Origin of the sequence: Kribbella sp. (assembly GCF_035687465.1) — a bacterium.
Classification (GTDB): Bacteria; Actinomycetota; Actinomycetes; order Propionibacteriales; family Kribbellaceae; genus Kribbella.
The window spans coordinates 1-16,248 of the sequence record NZ_DASRXP010000684.1; the positions used below are offsets into that span (position 1 = coordinate 1).

Genomic DNA, 16,248 nt, shown 5'->3' on the forward strand with positions numbered 1-16,248 from the left:
TCCGCGTAGCTGCGTCCTTCCCTGGCCGAGGTGGTGGGTGTCAAGGGTCGAAACTTGTTTCGAGCCCGAAGGGCCGCGAAGCGCCCTTGACACCCACCACCTCGGCTAGCACCATCACGCAGCGGAGACCGCGCAACCACATCACCAATGCACCGGCGCGACCACGTGGTCAGATGTACTGCCCCAGCCGCGGGTGGTCGGGCTCGTTGCGTGCCGACCACAGCTCCACCCGCTTACGGACGAGCAGGACTGCAGCGGGGGTGCAAGCGGAACGCGGGAACGGGCGGCGAGCCCGCAGCGCGGGAGAGTGCCCGAGCGCAGCGCGGGAGCGCGGTGTCGGAGCGCGGGAGCGCGGGAGCGCGGCGCGGGAGCGCGGCAGCGCGGGAGCGCGGCGCGGGAGCGCGGCGCGGGAGCGCGGGTGTGGGTTAGGGGGTGAACGCCTCGAAGGGGGCGGCGTATTAGGTGTTGAGGCGGGTGCCGGTGGGGCGGGAGATGCCTTCGAGGAACTCGGTGGGGTCGAAGTGGGGCCAGTTGAGGCCGTCGATGTAGGCGCGGTGTGCTTCCAGGGACTGGACGCCCAGGTCGAAGGTGTCGGTGGTGTCGACAGCGTGGCGACTCTGGGGTGAGCCGCCGGCCCAGACCTGGCGGACGCCCTTCCATTGGGGTCCGGCGTCCGGGAAGATCCAGCGGTTGGCCGCGTCGCGGACCGCGTCGAGGGTGGCTTTGCCGGTGTTGATGTGGTCCGCCTGGTTCAGCAGGACGTCGCCGTCCCAGGTGTCGCGGAAGTTGTTGGTGATCACGATCTCGGGTTGGTGCCGCCGGATCGCCTCGGTGATCAGGCGGCGCAGCGGTACGCCGTACTCGATGGTGCCGTCGGGCTGGCCGAGGAACTCGACGACGGAGACGCCGACGATCCGGGCGGACTCGATCTGCTCGGCCTCGCGCAGCGGGCCGCACTCGGCCGGCGCGACGCCGTCGATACCGGCCTCGCCGGAGGTGAGCAGGCAGTAGACGATCTCCTTGCCCTGCGCGGTCCAGCGGGCGATCGCCGCGGCCGCGCCGAACTCCAGGTCGTCAGGGTGTGCGACGACGGCCAGGGCCTTCTGCCAGTCCTCGGGCAACGGTTCGAGCGGCGCGGGTTCAGTCATGCCCGCAGGCTAATGCTCATCCCCGTGATTCCGCGAACATCTCTGCCCAAAACGCACGGCCCGAATGAACTCAGGCACCGAAAACCTGCCGGGTATACGAGTTCGTGAACGCCCGCCCCGGATCGAGGCGGTCCCGTACTGCGAGGAAGTCGTCGAACCGGGGATACCGCTCGCGCAACTGGTCCGCGCCCAGCGTGTGCAGCTTGCCCCAGTGCGGCCGACCCCCGAACGCCGCCACGATCTGCTCGAAGGCGTCGAAGTATTTGTCGTGCGCGAGCCGGTGGTATTGGTGGATCGCGATGTACGCCGTGTCCCGCCCGTACGCCGTCGACAGCCAGATGTCGTCCGCGGCCGCCACCCGCACCTCGATCGGGAACGGGATCCGCTCGCCCGACCGGTCGATCCACCCGCGCAGTTCCTGGATCACGTCGACCACCTGCTCGCGAGGTACGGCGTACTCCGACTCGCGGAAGATCACGTTCCGTTCGGAGCAGAACACCTTGTACGACGAGTCGACGTACTCGCGAGCCGACAGGGCCCGGGAGGCGAACTGGTTGATCCGCGGCACCAGCCCGGGCCGTCGGACCGCCACCCGGTTGGTGAGCTCGAAAACCTTGTTGGACAGCAGTTCGTCGTCCACCCAGCCGCGGAGCCGGCCGACAGGGGACGGGCCGACGCCGGCCGCGACCCGGTTGTTCCGCTTGGTCAGCGCGACGTCGGTGTGCGGGAACCAGTAGAACTCGAAATGATCGTTGCCATCGGCAAGCAAATCGAAACTCCCGAGCACCTCCGGCAGCGGCAGCGGCATCTCCTGCGCCCGGAGCAGGAACGCGGGCACACACTGCAGAGTCAGCGAGGTGATCACCCCGAGCGCGCCGATCGAGACCCGCGCGGCGTTGAACACGTCCGCGTTCTCCTCGGCCGAGCAACTCAGCACCGAGCCGTCCGCGGTGACCAGCTCCAGCCCGACGACCTGGGTGGCAAGTCCACCGAGCCGCGCACCCGTTCCGTGCGTGCCGGTCGAGATCGCGCCGGAGATGGTCTGCTTGTCGATGTCGCCGAGGTTCGCCATCGCCAGGTCGAACGAAGCAAGGCCGGCATTCAGCTTCCCCAAGCCGGTGCCGGCGCCCAAGGTCACTCGCCCGGATTGCTGGTCGGCCTGGGTGATCGAGGCCAGTCCGTCGAGCCGGATCATCACCTGCTCAGGAACCGAGCAACCCGTGAACGAGTGGCCGGAGCCGACCGCCTTCAGGCGCTTCCCCTGCTCGGCCGCAGTCTTCACCGCGGCCGCGACCTCGTCCAAGGACCCCGGCCGCAGGATCTCCACGCCGGTGGCCGACTCGGTACCGGCCCAGTTCCGCCACGTGTTCATCCGAAGTTCTTCCCCTCACCCCGGTAGCTGACCAGCTCGGTCAGCTCGTTGCCGTCGATCGCGTGCAGGACCTCGAATCGTTCCAGCATCTCGCCGGCTTTGGCATAGCGCATCCACACCCGATCGCCGATCCGCAGGCCGCGGGCGGACTCACCCTGCACGGGAGTCTGCACCTCCCCCGCGCCTTCGGTGCCGAGCAGACTGAGTCCCAGCGGCCACGAAGGCGATGGGAGCCGGGACTTCTTGGCCGGGCCGGAGGCGACATACCCACCGCCGAAGAGCGTTGCGATCCGCGGAGTCGGCCGACGGACCACACCGAGTGCATAGGCGACCGCGTGCTCCGGCTGGAACACGTCGTACCGGTCGAAGAGGGTCGGGCCGTAGAGGCCTGAGCCGGCGGTGACCTCGGTGACGGCCGGGTCGGAACTGCTGACCTCGATGCTGCCGGTGCCACCGCTGTTCACCAGCCGCAGTGGCGCGACCTGCTTGACGGCGTCGACCACTGCGCCGCGGCGATCGGAGAGCTCGGCCGCGGACCGCCGCTTCACCCAGCGAACCGCCGGGGAGGTGTCCGGCAGACCCGCGATCTGCGCCTCGTAGAACATCACCCCGACCAGGACGAAGGCATCGTCCGCGGCGATCTTGTGGGCCAGCTCGACCACCTGCTCCGGAGTACGCAGTGGTGAGCGGCGGACGCCGAGGTGCTGGCCGAAGATGCGGAGCGAGGCGTCCACATCCAGGCAGACCCGGATCCGCTCGCCGCCCCCGCCAGTCGTCGCCTTGATGAACGACAGTTGCTCGAAGTCATCGACCATGAGGGTGATCCGCGAGGCGGCCTCAGCGTCCGCCGCAAGCTCGCGCAGCGCCGCGCGGTGCACGGTCGGATAACCCATCAGGATGTCGTCGACCCTATTGCGCGCCAGCCAGAGCGCCTCGGGCAGGGAGTAGCTCATCACACCGTGGAACCCGGGCCGCTGCAACGCCTCCGCGATCAGCGCGCGGCAGCGCACCGACTTGGACGCGATCCGGATCGGGATCCCGCCCGCGCGGCGGACGAGATCGTCCGCGTTCCGGCGGAACGCGGCCAGGTCGACCACCGCGAACGGCGGCTCCAGCTCCGCCGTCAGGCGCCCGTACCTCTCGAAGTCACCCATGGCTGGAGTTTACGACCAACAAATACTGAAAGGTAGTACAACTTCACGGCAGATCGATCACGGCTTGCAGCGCCGGTACGACGCTTCGCGCCCAGTCGGCCTGTTTCGCCGGGTCAGCGGATTCCGCCGCCAGCAGAGCCACAGTGGAACCAGTCAGCACCGAGACTTCCACGAATGCCCCTGCCTCTGCGTACCGGCGTACGGACGCGACGGCCGCATCGTCAGCCCACAGCCTCTGTACTGCGAGTTGCGCGTCGGCTGTGGATCCACAGGCAGTCATGCGGGCCTTGTATCCGCTGAAGTAGGCCGAGGCCCGCTCGGGATCGGCGAAGCGCAGCAGCAACGTGGTCGCGGCCTTGTCCTCGCCAGTGCGGTACGCCCCCTGCAGAGCGTGCAGTGGCACCGGCAGCGAGCCGCTGGGCAGCTTGCCGGAGCAGCCAACCGGTAGAGCCTCGAAGGCCGCCTGGTGAGCGTCTCGCTTACGGGTCCAGGTCTGGTTGCCCAGGAAGCCCTCCTCGGCTCCACCGGGATCCGTGTAGGTCTTCGACCCCGAGCCCAGCTTGTCGGCGGCGGGGAGGTTCCGCGCTGACACAGGACCGGCCGCAGCGGGCGGTGGCGCTGTGGCCTGCTCTGGTTGGTCCGGTGGTTCCGCGGCATCGGTGGGCTTCGCCGTGGATGGCGTGATGGTTGGAACCGGCACTGTCCCGCCAACGGTGATCGGAAAGGTCGGAGTCGCAGCAACCTTGCTGTTGTCGCCGGACGCGGAACTGCACCCCACCAGCAGTCCGAGCACCGCTAGAGCGGCCAGTGTGGTTCTCACTTGGGCTGGAAGTGCTGGTAGTCGGGCTTGCTCCAGTTCGCGCCCCAGAAGTAGCCCTGGCCGACCAGAGCCTTCGTGGGAGTGCTGCCGGTGAACAGCATCCCGGGACGCGACCAGGAGCGGTTGCGGTAGGACAGGCCGTTCGACGGATACCAGACGTTGTTCGCCGCGAGGTACGGGTTCTCCACGGTGTTGATGTCGATCGCGTAGCCGTAGGAGTGCGGCGAGAGCGCGTACGGGTTGCCGGTGACCTGGCGGCAGTTGAAGACGGACGTGTTGTCCGCCGCCATCGACTGGGTGTCGCTACCGCCGAAGACGTCGACCCGCACCATCCGCCGGATCGGGAAGTGCGCGTTGAGGGTCGCGGTCCAGACGGAGATCATCTTCTGCACGGCCGCGTCCCGGACGATCAGTTCGCCCTTGTGGATGAGTCCGTCGAAACCCCAGTAGTTCAGCGTGATCAGTCGCAGCGACGACGGCGCGACCGGGCAGCCGGATCGGTAGGTCTTGGGCACCATGCTCGCGGCGACCGCGTAGACCTTCGCGTTCAGGCCTGCCTTGACGATCACCCTGGCCGCCAAGGACACCTCGACCGCGGTCGCCGGGACGCCCCGGCTGACCACCCGCACGGCCCGGTTGGAGGGGAAGTTGTCCGGGAACGGCAGCCGGAAGTTGCCCTTGGCATCCACCTTCACGCTGGTCAGCCAGCGCCACTTGCCGCCGGAGACCAGATCCTGCAGAACCACCTCGCGACCGGGCTCGGACGGGGTCAAGTAGCCGGTGACGGCGACGCCGGTCAGCGTGATGTAGGACGCGGCCGGCTTGTTGATGATGATCTTGCGGTCCAGCGCGGTGGCGATCCGGGTGGGCGAGAGCGCCGCCGCGCCAACGATCTTGGGTCCGACCGCCACGATGAACGTGGTGCGCATCGCATAGGTCGAGGTGTAGGTGATCCGGTACGCACCACCGGCCGTGGTCTGGGCGGAGCCCCGGAGTACCCAAGCGCCGGGCAGCGCCTGCCAGAGCGTGACGTTGGTGTTCGCGGCGCCACTGCTGAGCTTGCCGGTGAAGGTGAGCGGGCGATCCTCCCAGGCGGTGGCCGGCTGATCGAGGGAGATCGTCACCGCCGCGGCCGCCGCCGACGGACCAGGAGTCTGCACAGGCTTGCTCGGCGCGGACGGGACGGGCTCAGTCGCCGCCGGCGGCTCAGCGGTAGGTGGCTCGACAGTCGGTGGGTCAACAGGCTCGACAGTCGGCGGGTTGGCAGTTGGCGTCGTACTGGGTGTGGTCGACGGTGTGGATGGATCTTCGGCCGCCCCGGCCGCCGTCGGGATCAGGACGGCGATCAAAGCCGCCGCCACCACAGTCGTAAGAACTCGTTTGGCCACGGTTCGTCCCCTCCACCCCTGGAGCCGATCGGCCCCGCTACCTACTAAGAGGCACCTACTAAGGAAGACGTCACACGTGAAGAGAAGGTTGGTCTAGTGCTCGAGCCTTTTCACGGCTGCATCCACCCGCTCGTCGGTCCCCGTCAGAGCCACCCGCACGTGCCGCTCACCCGCCGTACCGTAGAAGGCACCCGGTGCGACCAGGATGCCGCGATCCGCGAGTGCCGCGACAGAGCCATAGGCGTCGTACGACGGGTGCTCGGCCCACAGGTAGAGCCCGCCCTGCGACAGGGTAATCTCCCAGCCGGCTGCAGTCAGCGCCTGCCGCAGTACGGTCCGCCGGCGGAGGTAGCGCGCACGCTGCTCCTCGACATGGACGTCGTCGCCGAATGCGGCCGCCATCGCAGCCTGGATCGGCGACGGCACCATCAGTCCGGCGTGCTTGCGGACCGCCAGCAGTTCGGCGACGACCGCTTCGTCACCCGCGACGAAGCCCGCGCGGTAGCCGGCCAGGTTGGACCGCTTCGACAGCGAGTGCACTGCGAGCAGGTTGTCGAAGCTCCCACCGCACACGTCCGGGTGCAGCACGGAGACCGGCCGCTCGTCCCAGCCGAACTCCGCGTAGCACTCGTCGCTGACGAGCAGCACGTCGTTGGCCCGGGCCCACTCGACCGCGAGCTTCAGCTCTGCCGCCGGCGTGATCTGGCCGGACGGGTTGCGCGGAGAGTTCAGGTAGGCGACCCGCACCGGACCGTCGTACTGCGTGGGGTCCGCGACCGGGATGCTCGTTGCCCGAGCTAGTGCGGCGCCGGCCTCGTAGGTCGGGTAGGCGAGGTCCGGGATGAGCACGGTGTCGCCTGCGCCGATGCCGAGCAGGGTCGGCAGCAACATGATCAGCTCTTTCGTGCCGATCACCGGCAGCACGCCAGTCTGCGGATCCACCCCGGGCACATCGAGGCGGCGTGCCAGCCAGTCGGTCGCGGCCTGGCGCGCGGTCGCCGTACCAATAGTCGTCGGGTACGCCGGTGCGTCGGCCGCCTCCGCGAGCGCCTGCTTCACCAGGTCCGGTACAGGGTCCACCGGGCTGCCGATGGACAGATCCACGATGCCGTCGGGATGCGCGGCCGCCTTCTGCTTGAAGGGGGCGAGCTTGTCCCAGGGGAAGTCGGGCAGTCTGCTGGAGGTGGTCGCGAAGGTCACCCCTGCATTCTCTCCTGCGCGGCCCCATCCCCGCCGCCGGAGGGTCGATCCGCGGACAGCGGTTTCTCGCAAGCCTTGCTCGGGTCGACCTTCTCGAGGATCAGCTCGCTGATCACCTTGAGCTCGCGGAGCTGTTCCGGGCTGAGCACGTCGATCACGAATTTCCGTACGGTCGCGACGTGCCCGGGGGCGGCGGCGGCCAGCTCCTCGAAGCCGGTGTCGGTGAGCGTGGCGACTGTGATCCGGCCGTCGTCCTCGGACGGCCTGCGCTGGACGAAGCCGCGCCGCTCGAGCCGCTTCACCACGTGCGACAGGCGAGAGAGGGACCCGTTCGCTGCGCCGGCCAGGTTGCTCATCCGCAAGGAGCGTCCTGGCGAGTCGGACAGCATGGCCAACACGGTGTACTCGAAATGGGTCAGGCCCGAGTCCCGTTGGAGTTGGTAGTCGAGCGCGCCGGGCAGCTTGAACATGAGCCCGGCCAGCGTGATCCAACTGTCCAACTGCTCCTCGTTCAACCACTCGACTTCGTCCGCCATGCCGACATTCTACCCGTTAGTTGACGCTTCAAGTCGGGCGGCGTACCGTCACGCTTGAAGGATCAATTAACTACTGAGAGCAGACCATGAACGTCTTTCTGTGGATCGTCGCCGGAGTGCTCGCCGCGTTCTTCCTGGCCGCCGGGCTGACCAAGCTGACCCAGTCCCGGGCCAAGCTCAACGCGAACCCGAACATGAAGTGGACCGAGGACTTCTCCGCCGGCACGCTCAAACTGATCGGCACGACCGAGGTGCTCGGCGCCATCGGCCTGATCCTGCCGGGCGCCTTCGACATCGCCCCGATCCTGGTCCCGCTGGCGGCCACCGGCATCGCGATCATCATGCTCGGCGCGATCATCACCCACGCCCGCCGTAAGGAGTACCCACAGATCGGCATCAACACGGTCCTGCTGATCCTGGCCCTGGTCGTGGCCATCTTCCGCTTCGGCCCGAACAGCTTCTAGAGCGAACAGCTTCTAGAGGTAGAGGCCGGTCTGGCCGTCTTCCAGGCGGCCGGCGGCTACCGCGTGGAGGTCGCGTTCGCGGAGGAGGACGTAGTCGTCGCCGCGGACCTCGACCTCGGCGCGGTCCTCCGGATCGAACAGCACCCGGTCGTCGACCTCGACCGTCCGCACGTTGGCGCCGACCGCGACCACCTTCGCCCACGCGAGCCGGCGGCCCATCTGCGCGGTCGCCGGGATCAGGATGCCGGCTGAGGACTTCCGCTCGCCTTCGGCTTCGATCGAGACCAGGACCCGGTCGTGCAACATGCGGATCGGCAGTTTGTCGTCGGTGAGCCGCTTACGAGGGGTCACCGGCGACCCACCAGCCGCCGGATCATCAGCAGCATCCCGACCACACCGACCACGGCCCCGCCGACCGCGACCAGCTTCTGGGTGCGCAGCCGGCCGCTCTCGTCGAAGACCTGAGCCCTCGCCTGCTCGACCTGCCGCTTGGCGACGTTCTTCGGGTGCGCGCGGTCGACCAGTTCGTCCACCGTCGAGGCCAGTCGCGCACGGGTGGCGGCGATGTCCGCCTCGATCTGCTCGGGTTTGCGAGCCTTCGTGTCCGGCACCTGTCCGACGCTCCCTTCCGCATGCTGCTGTCTGCGCCTGTTCTGCGCTGGGCACCCCGGGCCTGCCCTGTGCTGCCCGGCTGCTGATCACATCTTTGCAGGTCACGCCCGAAGGTCGACGACCACCTTGATGTCGTCGGGTTCCTTGACCAGCGCCGAAGGCCAGTCCGACAGCGGAACCGTCCGCGTGATCAACCGCTCGAGCCACGCCGGATCAGCTGCCAGCAGCACCTCCACCGCATCCGCGTAATGCCGCTTGGCCGCGTTGACCGATCCCACCAGGGCCGCGTTCCGCACCACCAACTGCCGCGTCAGCGCATCCATCTGTACGCCGATCGACGCCGGGCCCGGGGAGATCCCCGTCAGGCACATCACACCCGCCGGTCCCAGCAGCTTCGCGCAATCCACCACCACCTGCCCGGCGCCAGTCGCCTCGATCACCACGTCGGGCGTGACCCGGAGGTCGGCCAGGTCAGTCAGATAGACCCCGCCGAGATCCCGGACCAACTGCGGCTTCGGGCCATCGGTGGCTCGGTCCAGCACGTGCACGGCGTACCCGCGCTGCCGTGCGATCAACGCGGCCAGCAAACCGATCGGGCCGGCACCGGTCACGAGCACCTGTTCCGGTCCGTACCAGGATCGGGCCCCCACCTGGTCTACCTGGTCCCATGCCTTGGTGAGGATGCTCGCGGGCTCCACCAGCACTCCGAGCCTCCCCAGTTCAGCCGGAACCGGTACGGCGAAGTACGGGGCAACCCGCCAGCGTTCCGCGCCGTACCCGTCTGCGTCCTTGATGCCGCGCTCGGTGTAGCGGCCGTTGCGGCAGAAGTCCCACTCACCTCGCGCACAGGCCGGGCACGGCTCGGGGTCTGGCCGCCGGACGATCCCCGCGACCAGGTCGCCCGGGTCGAAACCAGAGCCGGGCGGAGCCTCCAGTACCTGGCCCAATGACTCGTGGCCGATCACCATGCGGTCGGCGCCAGGACGGCCACTGCCGAAGTCACCTGAGGTGAGCTCGATGTCAGTGCCACAGATCCCGGCGAGCAACCCCTCGACCAGCACCGCTCCGTCAGCCTCCGGCGGCTCCCCGACCTCCCCGACCGAGGCAGAGTCAGCCTTCCCCGGCACCACCGTCATAGCCCGCATACGCCCACTCCACCCCGGCGGCACACCAGGCGCAAGCCACCCCGCCGCACCGTCAGGCCAGGCGGGTCATATCCACAGTGACTTCGATGGCAGTCGCGGCGGCGCCTGAGTAGATGCCTTTGAGCGGGGAGACGTCGCCGTAGTCCCGGCCGATCGCCACCCAGACGTGGCGGTGGCCGATCGGGATGTCGTTGGTCGGGTCGAAGCCCCACCAGGCGCCCGTCCAGGCCTCGATCCAGGCATGGCTCTCTCCCACCACCGTCTCGCCTACTGCGGCGTCCGGCTTGGTGTGGAGATACCCGGACACATACCGAGCCGGTACGCCGACAGCGCGCAGCATGGACAACGTCAGATGCGCGTAGTCCTGGCAAACCCCTTCGCCGACCTGCCAGGCGTCCACCGCCGACGAATGCACGCCAGTGGTTCCCCGCTGGTAGGTCAGTGTGTCGTGCACCCACTTGGAGACAGCCAGCACGGTCTCTGCCGGAGTCAGGCTCTTGCGGAGCGACCGGGCGATGCTTGTGAGCTCGCGGTTCTTCGGCACGTAGCTGGTCCACTCGAGGTACTCGGCGTACCGGTCCAACGCGTCGTCAGAACGCACGTCAGCCCAGCTCGCAGCATCGGCAGGACCGGGCTGCTCGGTGGTCTCCACGACGGAGGCGGCCACCACCTTCAGCTCCGTGTGGGGCGTGTGCAGGTCGAACGCGTTGACCTCTGTGCCCCAGTAGTCCGTGTAGCGGTAGGACCGGGCGGCCGGGACGGTCTCCAGCCGGGCCACCATCAGGTTCTGCCGGTCGTCGGAGCGCGGGGTCAGCCGGGCCTCGTTGTAGGACTGGGTGACGGCTTCGGCGTACCGGTAGCCGGTGGTGTGCACCACCCGAAGACGCCAACTCACAGGTTCACCGCCGCGTTGTTCCACTCGACCCACGGGACCGCGTGGAAGTACTGCAGCGACACAGCCTCCCCCACCTCCCGGACGGTCTCCTGGAGCGCCTCAAGCCGCCCTGTGAGGTCGTCGAGCAGTTCGGCGGGCGGGAGGAACTCCAGGTCGCTCCGGGCCTTACCGAGCAAACGTGAGGCCTCGGCGCTGGTGCCGATGCGCGCTGACGGTCCACGGTCCAACTCTTCGAGGCAGGACTCCGCCTTACTCAGTGCGTGGAAGACCGACCGCGGGAACAACCGGTCCATCAGGAGGAACTGCACCACCCGGGACGCGTCCAGGGCACCCCGGTACGTGCGGAGATACGTGTCGTGGGCACCGGCTGAGCGCAGTACGGTCACCCAGCCTGGCGAGGTCGGCTTGTCGCCGACGCGGGACATCAGCAGCCGGACGATCATGTCGACCCGTTCGACCGAGCGGCCCAGGACCAGGAATCGCCAGCCGTCGTCGCGGCTCATGGTCGAGTCGGCGAGCCCGGCGAACATCGCCGCCCGGTCCTCGACGAAGGTGAAGAACTCATGCGGACCGACCCGCCGCGCGGCGCGCTGGCGCTCCGGTACGGCGTTCCACATCGAGTTGATGCAGTGCCACAGCTCGCTGGAGACCACCTCGCGGGCGATCCGGGTGTTCTCCCGGGCGCTGGAGATCGAGGACACGATCGAGCCGGCGCGATCGGGCGACATCGCGACCAGCTCGGTCAGGGTCCACACGTCCAGCGTGGTGCCCTTCGGCGGGGTGATCCCGAGCACCGCGAGCAAGGTACGGCTGGCCGTGTCGGCATCCACCGTCGCGTCCTCGAGCAACTGGTGGACCGAGACGTCGAGGATCCGCGCGGTGTCGTCCGCGCGTTCGACGTACCGGCCGATCCAGTACAGCGACTCGGCGTTGCGTGCGAGCATCGTCAGCACCTCCCCATCACTGTTGCTGCTGTTGGGCGACGTTCAGCGCGGGACCCTGCTCCGGCGTCCGGCCCTCGTCCGACCGGAGTCCGGCGGCGAGACCGCGGCCGCGAAGCTCGGCGTCTTCGTCGGACGCCCGCGGGGCGAGCACCCAGGTGTCCTTCGAACCGCCGCCCTGGGACGAGTTCACGATCAGACTGCCCTCGGGGATCGCGACCCGGGTCAAGCCGCCGGGGAGCACGAACACCGAGTCACCGTCGTTCACCGCGAACGGCCGCAGGTCGACGTGCCGCGGCTGCAACCGGCCGCCGACCTTGGTCGGCACGGTCGACAGCTGGACCACGGGCTGCGCGATCCAGCCGCGCGGGTTGTTCTTGATCCGCCGCCGCTGAGCCGCAAGCTCCTTGGGGGACGCATCGGGGCCGAACACGATGCCGTAACCGCCCGAGCCCTCCACCGGCTTGGTGACGAGCTCGTCCAGCCGCTCGAGCACCTCGTCGTGCTCAGCAGGTAGCCAGCAGCGGAAGGTGTCCACGTTCGGCAGCAGCGGGGTCTCGCCCAGGTAGTACTTCAGGATCTCCGGCAGATAGGTGTAGACCAGCTTGTCGTCGCCGACGCCGTTGCCGATCGCGTTGGCGATCACCACGTTGCCGGCCCGCGCCGCGTTCACCAGGCCCGCGACGCCGAGCACCGAGTCCGGCACGAACTGCACGGGATCCAGGAACTCGTCGTCGATCCGCCGGTAGATCACGTCGACCCGCTGCTCGCCGTCGGTGGTGCGCAGGTAGATCACGTTGTTCCGGGCGAACAGGTCGCGCCCCTCGACCAGTTCGACGCCCATCTGCCGCGCCAGCAGCGAGTGTTCGAAGTACGCCGAATTGAAGACGCCCGGGGTCAGCACCACCACGTTCGGGTCGGTCGCACCCGCGGGAGCGGCAGCTCGCAACGACCTGAGCAGATGGACCGCGTAGTCGCCGACCGCGCGCACCCGGTGCTTCGCGAAGAGGTCCGGGAAGACGCGCGCCATGGTCCGCCGGTTCTCCATCACGTAGGACACCCCGGACGGGCTGCGCAGGTTGTCCTCCAGCACGCGGAAGTCGCCCAGTTCATCGCGTACTACGTCGATCCCGGCCACGTGGATCCGGACACCGTTGGGCGGGGCGATCCCCGCGGCCTGTCGATGGAAGTGTTCGCAGGAGGTGATCAGCCGGCGCGGCAGCACGCCGTCCGCGATGATCTGCTGGTCGCCGTAGATGTCGGCGAGGAACGCCTCCAGGCCGCGAACCCGCTGGACGATGCCGCGCTCCAGGCGAGACCACTCGGAGGCGGTGATCACCCGGGGTACGAGGTCCAGCGGGAAGGGCCGCTCCTCGCCGGACAGCGAGAAGGTGATGCCCTGGTCGACGAGAGCCCGGTCGAGCGCCTCGGACCGGGTGGTGAGGTCCGCGGACTGCAGCGGCAGGAGCGATTCATGCAACCGCCGGTACGCCGGCCGGACGCCCTCCACCGGGTCGAACATCTCGTCATAGGCCTCGGCATGCGGCCGCGTCGGGTCGAGATAGCCGTCGAACAACTGTGGGCCACTGGGGCGGATCGGTGCGCGGCTCATCTCCGCATCCTCGCCCACCCGGGGCCGGCTCGCACTCGATCCAGCCGTCAGTTTTCCCGCACGTAACAAGCGAACTGCTTCCGTGTAACACAAGCCTCAGGAGCCACTTCAGCGACGCGGAACGGCGTACGGCAGAATGTCTGACAATCACTCAGTTCTTGCTGGCAACCTGCTGTCTACAGCTGGGCCAGTTCGTTGGAAGGATCGTGGAGATGTCCGAGCGCCTGTCCGTCGGCGATGCCGCCCCCGAGTTCACCCTTCCCGATGCCGATGGCAACGAGGTCGCGCTGGCGGACCTGCGGGGCAAGAACGTGATCGTCTACTTCTACCCCGCCGCGATGACGCCGGGCTGCACGAAGCAGGCCTGCGACTTCCGGGACTCGCTCGACTCGCTCGCGGCCGCCGGCTACACCGTGCTCGGGATCTCGCCGGACAAGCCCGCCAAGCTGGCGAAGTTCCGCGAGCGCGACGGAGTCACCTTCCCGCTGCTGAGCGACCCGGACAAGGAAGTCCTGAACGCGTACGGCGCTTTCGGCGAGAAGACGATGTACGGCAAGTTGGTGACCGGGGTGATCCGGTCCACCTTCGTGGTCGACCCGGACGGGAAGATCGCGGTCGCGCAGTACAACGTCAAGGCCACCGGCCACGTCGCCAAGCTGCGCCGCGACCTCGGCCTCTGACAGCCCCGTCCCGGCGGTCCATCAGCGGTCCGGACAACCTTCCGGGCGGTGACGGAGTCTTCAGCAGGGGGCGGGCTTGTCAGGACAACCCAGGAAGGGAAACCTTCGACCGTTTCACGGCTGTGGTCCACCCAACGGTCGTTTGAGCCCAAGGGATGCTGTGATTTGGATCACACTCCGATCGGAGCGGATCGGAGTGGTAGCACTACCCTGCGTGACTTTTCCGCCTCCTACAGGGATGAGCAGTACTGCATAGGCATTCATCGTCCATTTGCAGTACCGACTTCACGATGTGAAGGAAGCCCCTCTCCTTGGCCCTGACCAGTGCAAACCGGGTAATCTGCGCCCGCAGTCTGCCTCTGGGAGGGAGGGACCTGCCGCGATGGGAAAACATTCCTCTGCGGTGACGCGAAGTAACAACAATCGCCGTCCGGTGTATCTGACGGCTGTCGGCCTACTGGTGCTGTCCTTGGGCGCCGTCTTTGTGGTCCGCTCCTTCGGATCGGAATCCGGCGCCGACGGTTTTCTGGGCGGTGGGTCCTGTGACGACCCGACCCAGATCTCGCTCAGCACGACACCGGAGCTACAGCCGCAGTTGGAGTCGGCCGCGAAGTCGCTGGCCGGGAAGAAGGACGACAACGCCCCCTGTCTGCAATTCACCATTACCGGAGCTTCCGCGTCCAAGGTCGCCCAGGACGTCGGCAGTGGCAGTGACAACCGGCCCGACCTGTGGGTGCCGGACTCCTCGCTGTGGGTGGCCCGGGCCGACGACGGCGAGTCGATCCCGAGCATCGCGGTCCCGTCCATCGCGACCTCACCGGTCGTACTGGTCGGCCGCGGCGAGAACTTCGCGACCACCCAGTCGTGGCTGGGGGCCTTCGCCGGTACCCAACCGGCGCTGCTCGATCCGCTGAGCCAGTCCGCCGGCGCCCTCGCGGTGGTGGCGATCCAGTCCGAGCGGTCCAAGACGTCGGCCTCGAACACGGACGTCGCCAGCGTCCTGGTCCCGATGGCCCAGCGGCTCGGCTCGATGGCCAAGCAGTACACCGAGGTCAGCGGCCCGTTCAGCAAGGCGGCCGCCGAGGGCAGCAAGGTGATCGTGCCGGCGTCGGAGCAGAGCTTCGTCAAGTACCAGGAAGAGCACCCGGAAGCGGAGCTGAAGGCGGTCGTGCCGAAGACCGGCACGCTGACGCTCGACTACCCGGTCGTGGTCACGGCCAAGTCGAACACCGAGGCCGTCACCGAAGCGGGCAAGGCGCTCGCGGAGGAGATGTTCACGGACGCTGGTGCCCAGGCCCGTGACCAAGCCGGATTCCGCGACCCGCAGCTGAGTCCGCTCAGCGGCGGCCTTGGCGTCGGTGAGGTCACCCAGCTCAGCAAGCCGACGACCCAGTCGGTGGAGAAGACGCTGCAGCAATGGGCCACTCTCTCGCTGTCGGCGCACTCGCTCGCGGTGATCGACGTGTCCGGCTCGATGGGCACCAAGGTCGAGAACGGGAAGACCAGGATGCAGCTCACCCTGGAGGCCGCGGAGAGGGGTCTGACGATGTTCCCGGACTCTGCCGCACTGGGCTTGTGGGTGTTCTCGACGAAGATCGGTCCGGACAGCGCCGACTACAAGGAACTGGTCCCGATCGGCAAGCTGACTTCGGCGCAGCGGTCGAAGATGATCGGCCAGTTGAGGCCGCAGACAGCTCGGGTCGGCGGTGGTACCGGCCTGTACGACACGGCGATCGCCGCGGTCCGCGCGGTCCGGGCCAACTACGACTCGACGGCCGTGAACACGGTCCTGCTGTTCACCGACGGCAAGAACGACGACCCGGGCAGCCCGAGCCTGGCGAGTACCATCAAGCAGCTCGAAAGTCTGCGTGACCCGGCGCGTCCCGTCCGGATCATCGCGCTGGGCATGGGTCCGGAGGCGGACGCCAACGAGCTCAAACTGCTGGCCGAGGCGACCAACGGCCGAAGCTACGTGGCCCGCAACCCGACGGACCTCCAGGCCGTCTTCATCGACGCCCTGCAGAGCCGCTGAGAGGCTTGCTCCCTAAGATGTTCTTGGGGAGCAAGCCCCAGGCCAGAGTGGTGGAATGGCAGACACGCCGGCTTTAGGTGCCGGTACCTTCGGGTGTGAGGGTTCGAATCCCTTCTCTGGCACACGACCCCTGTACTCCGAACTACAGTCGGGGCTCCTCCGTCGCAGCTCAGCAAGAGCGATCCGGCGCGCACGTGGTCGCGCTGATCCGTGGGGCGTCTTAAGGCTGGCTGAAGTTCGGCGGGCACG

The 16,248-nt window shown here is 68.1% G+C and carries 16 protein-coding genes and 1 tRNA gene; 4 read left to right on the forward strand and 13 right to left on the reverse strand.

Translation table 11 applies throughout. The annotated features are described in order from the left end of the window. Window positions 1–458 precede the first annotated feature (458 nt). The 7 genes from VFG33_RS36535 to VFG33_RS36565 all read right to left on the reverse strand — a co-directional run bounded on the left by VFG33_RS36535 (window position 459) and on the right by VFG33_RS36565 (window position 7,618). Window positions 459–1,148, reverse strand: coding sequence for a PIG-L deacetylase family protein (locus VFG33_RS36535; protein ID WP_325057607.1), 690 nt, complete (start codon window positions 1,146–1,148; stop codon window positions 459–461). 70 nt (window positions 1,149–1,218) lie between these two features. Next, window positions 1,219–2,520, reverse strand: a complete 1,302-nt coding sequence (locus VFG33_RS36540; RefSeq protein ID WP_325057608.1) for an FAD-linked oxidoreductase, L-gulonolactone oxidase family — start codon at window positions 2,518–2,520, stop codon at window positions 1,219–1,221. Beyond that, window positions 2,517–3,674, reverse strand: coding sequence for an amino acid deaminase/aldolase (locus VFG33_RS36545; RefSeq protein WP_325057609.1), 1,158 nt, complete (start codon window positions 3,672–3,674; stop codon window positions 2,517–2,519). The genes VFG33_RS36540 and VFG33_RS36545 overlap by 4 nt, the downstream gene beginning before the upstream one ends. 43 nt (window positions 3,675–3,717) lie before the next feature. Beyond that, window positions 3,718–4,494: a hypothetical protein gene (locus tag VFG33_RS36550; RefSeq protein ID WP_325057610.1), complete on the reverse strand. Its 777-nt coding sequence runs from the start codon at window positions 4,492–4,494 to the stop codon at window positions 3,718–3,720. Further along, complete coding sequence (locus tag VFG33_RS36555) at window positions 4,491–5,882, reverse strand: M15 family metallopeptidase (protein ID WP_325057611.1); 1,392 nt, start codon at window positions 5,880–5,882, stop codon at window positions 4,491–4,493. Before VFG33_RS36555 ends, VFG33_RS36550 begins: the two co-directional genes overlap by 4 nt. A gap of 93 nt (window positions 5,883–5,975) precedes the next feature. Continuing rightward, window positions 5,976–7,082, reverse strand: a complete 1,107-nt coding sequence (dapC, locus tag VFG33_RS36560) for a succinyldiaminopimelate transaminase (RefSeq protein ID WP_325057612.1) — start codon at window positions 7,080–7,082, stop codon at window positions 5,976–5,978. Next, a complete protein-coding gene (locus VFG33_RS36565; RefSeq protein ID WP_325057613.1) occupies window positions 7,079–7,618 on the reverse strand; it encodes a MarR family winged helix-turn-helix transcriptional regulator in 540 nt (179 codons plus the stop codon). The genes dapC and VFG33_RS36565 overlap by 4 nt, the downstream gene beginning before the upstream one ends. A gap of 86 nt (window positions 7,619–7,704) precedes the next feature. Between VFG33_RS36565 and VFG33_RS36570 the strand changes: the two genes are divergently transcribed. Further along, window positions 7,705–8,082 (forward strand): DoxX family protein, encoded by a 378-nt coding sequence (locus VFG33_RS36570; protein WP_325057614.1) that lies wholly within the window; start codon window positions 7,705–7,707, stop codon window positions 8,080–8,082. A 12-nt stretch (window positions 8,083–8,094) separates the two neighbouring features. Here VFG33_RS36570 and VFG33_RS36575 read toward each other — a convergent pair whose 3' ends face one another. The 6 genes from VFG33_RS36575 to VFG33_RS36600 all read right to left on the reverse strand — a co-directional run bounded on the left by VFG33_RS36575 (window position 8,095) and on the right by VFG33_RS36600 (window position 13,287). Then, on the reverse strand, window positions 8,095–8,433 hold the full coding sequence (locus VFG33_RS36575; protein WP_524538170.1) for a GroES family chaperonin: 339 nt from the start codon (window positions 8,431–8,433) through the stop codon (window positions 8,095–8,097). Further along, a complete protein-coding gene (locus VFG33_RS36580; protein ID WP_325057615.1) occupies window positions 8,430–8,693 on the reverse strand; it encodes a DUF3618 domain-containing protein in 264 nt (87 codons plus the stop codon). The genes VFG33_RS36575 and VFG33_RS36580 overlap by 4 nt, the downstream gene beginning before the upstream one ends. 102 nt (window positions 8,694–8,795) lie before the next feature. Next, window positions 8,796–9,839 carry a glucose 1-dehydrogenase gene (locus VFG33_RS36585; RefSeq protein WP_325057616.1) on the reverse strand — a complete coding sequence of 348 codons (1,044 nt, stop codon included), beginning with the start codon at window positions 9,837–9,839 and terminating at the stop codon, window positions 8,796–8,798. 52 nt (window positions 9,840–9,891) lie between these two features. Beyond that, window positions 9,892–10,734 carry a transglutaminase family protein gene (locus tag VFG33_RS36590; RefSeq protein ID WP_325057617.1) on the reverse strand — a complete coding sequence of 281 codons (843 nt, stop codon included), beginning with the start codon at window positions 10,732–10,734 and terminating at the stop codon, window positions 9,892–9,894. Continuing rightward, window positions 10,731–11,678: an alpha-E domain-containing protein gene (locus VFG33_RS36595; protein ID WP_325057618.1), complete on the reverse strand. Its 948-nt coding sequence runs from the start codon at window positions 11,676–11,678 to the stop codon at window positions 10,731–10,733. The genes VFG33_RS36590 and VFG33_RS36595 overlap by 4 nt, the downstream gene beginning before the upstream one ends. A 16-nt stretch (window positions 11,679–11,694) precedes the next feature. Beyond that, a complete protein-coding gene (locus VFG33_RS36600; protein ID WP_325057619.1) occupies window positions 11,695–13,287 on the reverse strand; it encodes a circularly permuted type 2 ATP-grasp protein in 1,593 nt (530 codons plus the stop codon). 212 nt (window positions 13,288–13,499) lie between these two features. Between VFG33_RS36600 and bcp the strand changes: the two genes are divergently transcribed. From bcp to VFG33_RS36615, 3 genes are all read left to right on the forward strand, one after another. Next, on the forward strand, window positions 13,500–13,967 hold the full coding sequence (bcp, locus tag VFG33_RS36605; RefSeq protein ID WP_325057620.1) for a thioredoxin-dependent thiol peroxidase: 468 nt from the start codon (window positions 13,500–13,502) through the stop codon (window positions 13,965–13,967). 403 nt (window positions 13,968–14,370) lie between these two features. Next, the gene (locus VFG33_RS36610) at window positions 14,371–15,999 is read left to right on the forward strand and encodes a substrate-binding domain-containing protein (protein WP_325057621.1); all 1,629 of its coding nucleotides are present in this window, start codon (window positions 14,371–14,373) and stop codon (window positions 15,997–15,999) included. 41 nt (window positions 16,000–16,040) lie between these two features. After that, window positions 16,041–16,121, forward strand: a tRNA-Leu gene (locus VFG33_RS36615). The last annotated feature ends 127 nt before the right edge of the window (window positions 16,122–16,248 follow it).

Bases quoted from the DNA above. Each gene is read 5' to 3' on its own strand.
- VFG33_RS36545 (WP_325057609.1), bottom strand. From the start codon at position 3,674: ATGGGTGACTTCGAGAGGTACGGGCGCCTGACGGCGGAGCTGGAGCCG.
- VFG33_RS36595 (WP_325057618.1), bottom strand. From the start codon at position 11,678: ATGCTCGCACGCAACGCCGAGTCGCTGTACTGGATCGGCCGGTACGTC.
- VFG33_RS36540 (WP_325057608.1), bottom strand. From the start codon at position 2,520: ATGAACACGTGGCGGAACTGGGCCGGTACCGAGTCGGCCACCGGCGTG.
- VFG33_RS36565 (WP_325057613.1), bottom strand. From the start codon at position 7,618: ATGGCGGACGAAGTCGAGTGGTTGAACGAGGAGCAGTTGGACAGTTGG.
- VFG33_RS36570 (WP_325057614.1), top strand. From the start codon at position 7,705: ATGAACGTCTTTCTGTGGATCGTCGCCGGAGTGCTCGCCGCGTTCTTC.
- bcp (WP_325057620.1), top strand. From the start codon at position 13,500: ATGTCCGAGCGCCTGTCCGTCGGCGATGCCGCCCCCGAGTTCACCCTT.
- VFG33_RS36600 (WP_325057619.1), bottom strand. From the start codon at position 13,287: ATGAGCCGCGCACCGATCCGCCCCAGTGGCCCACAGTTGTTCGACGGC.
- VFG33_RS36535 (WP_325057607.1), bottom strand. From the start codon at position 1,148: ATGACTGAACCCGCGCCGCTCGAACCGTTGCCCGAGGACTGGCAGAAG.
- VFG33_RS36585 (WP_325057616.1), bottom strand. From the start codon at position 9,839: ATGCGGGCTATGACGGTGGTGCCGGGGAAGGCTGACTCTGCCTCGGTC.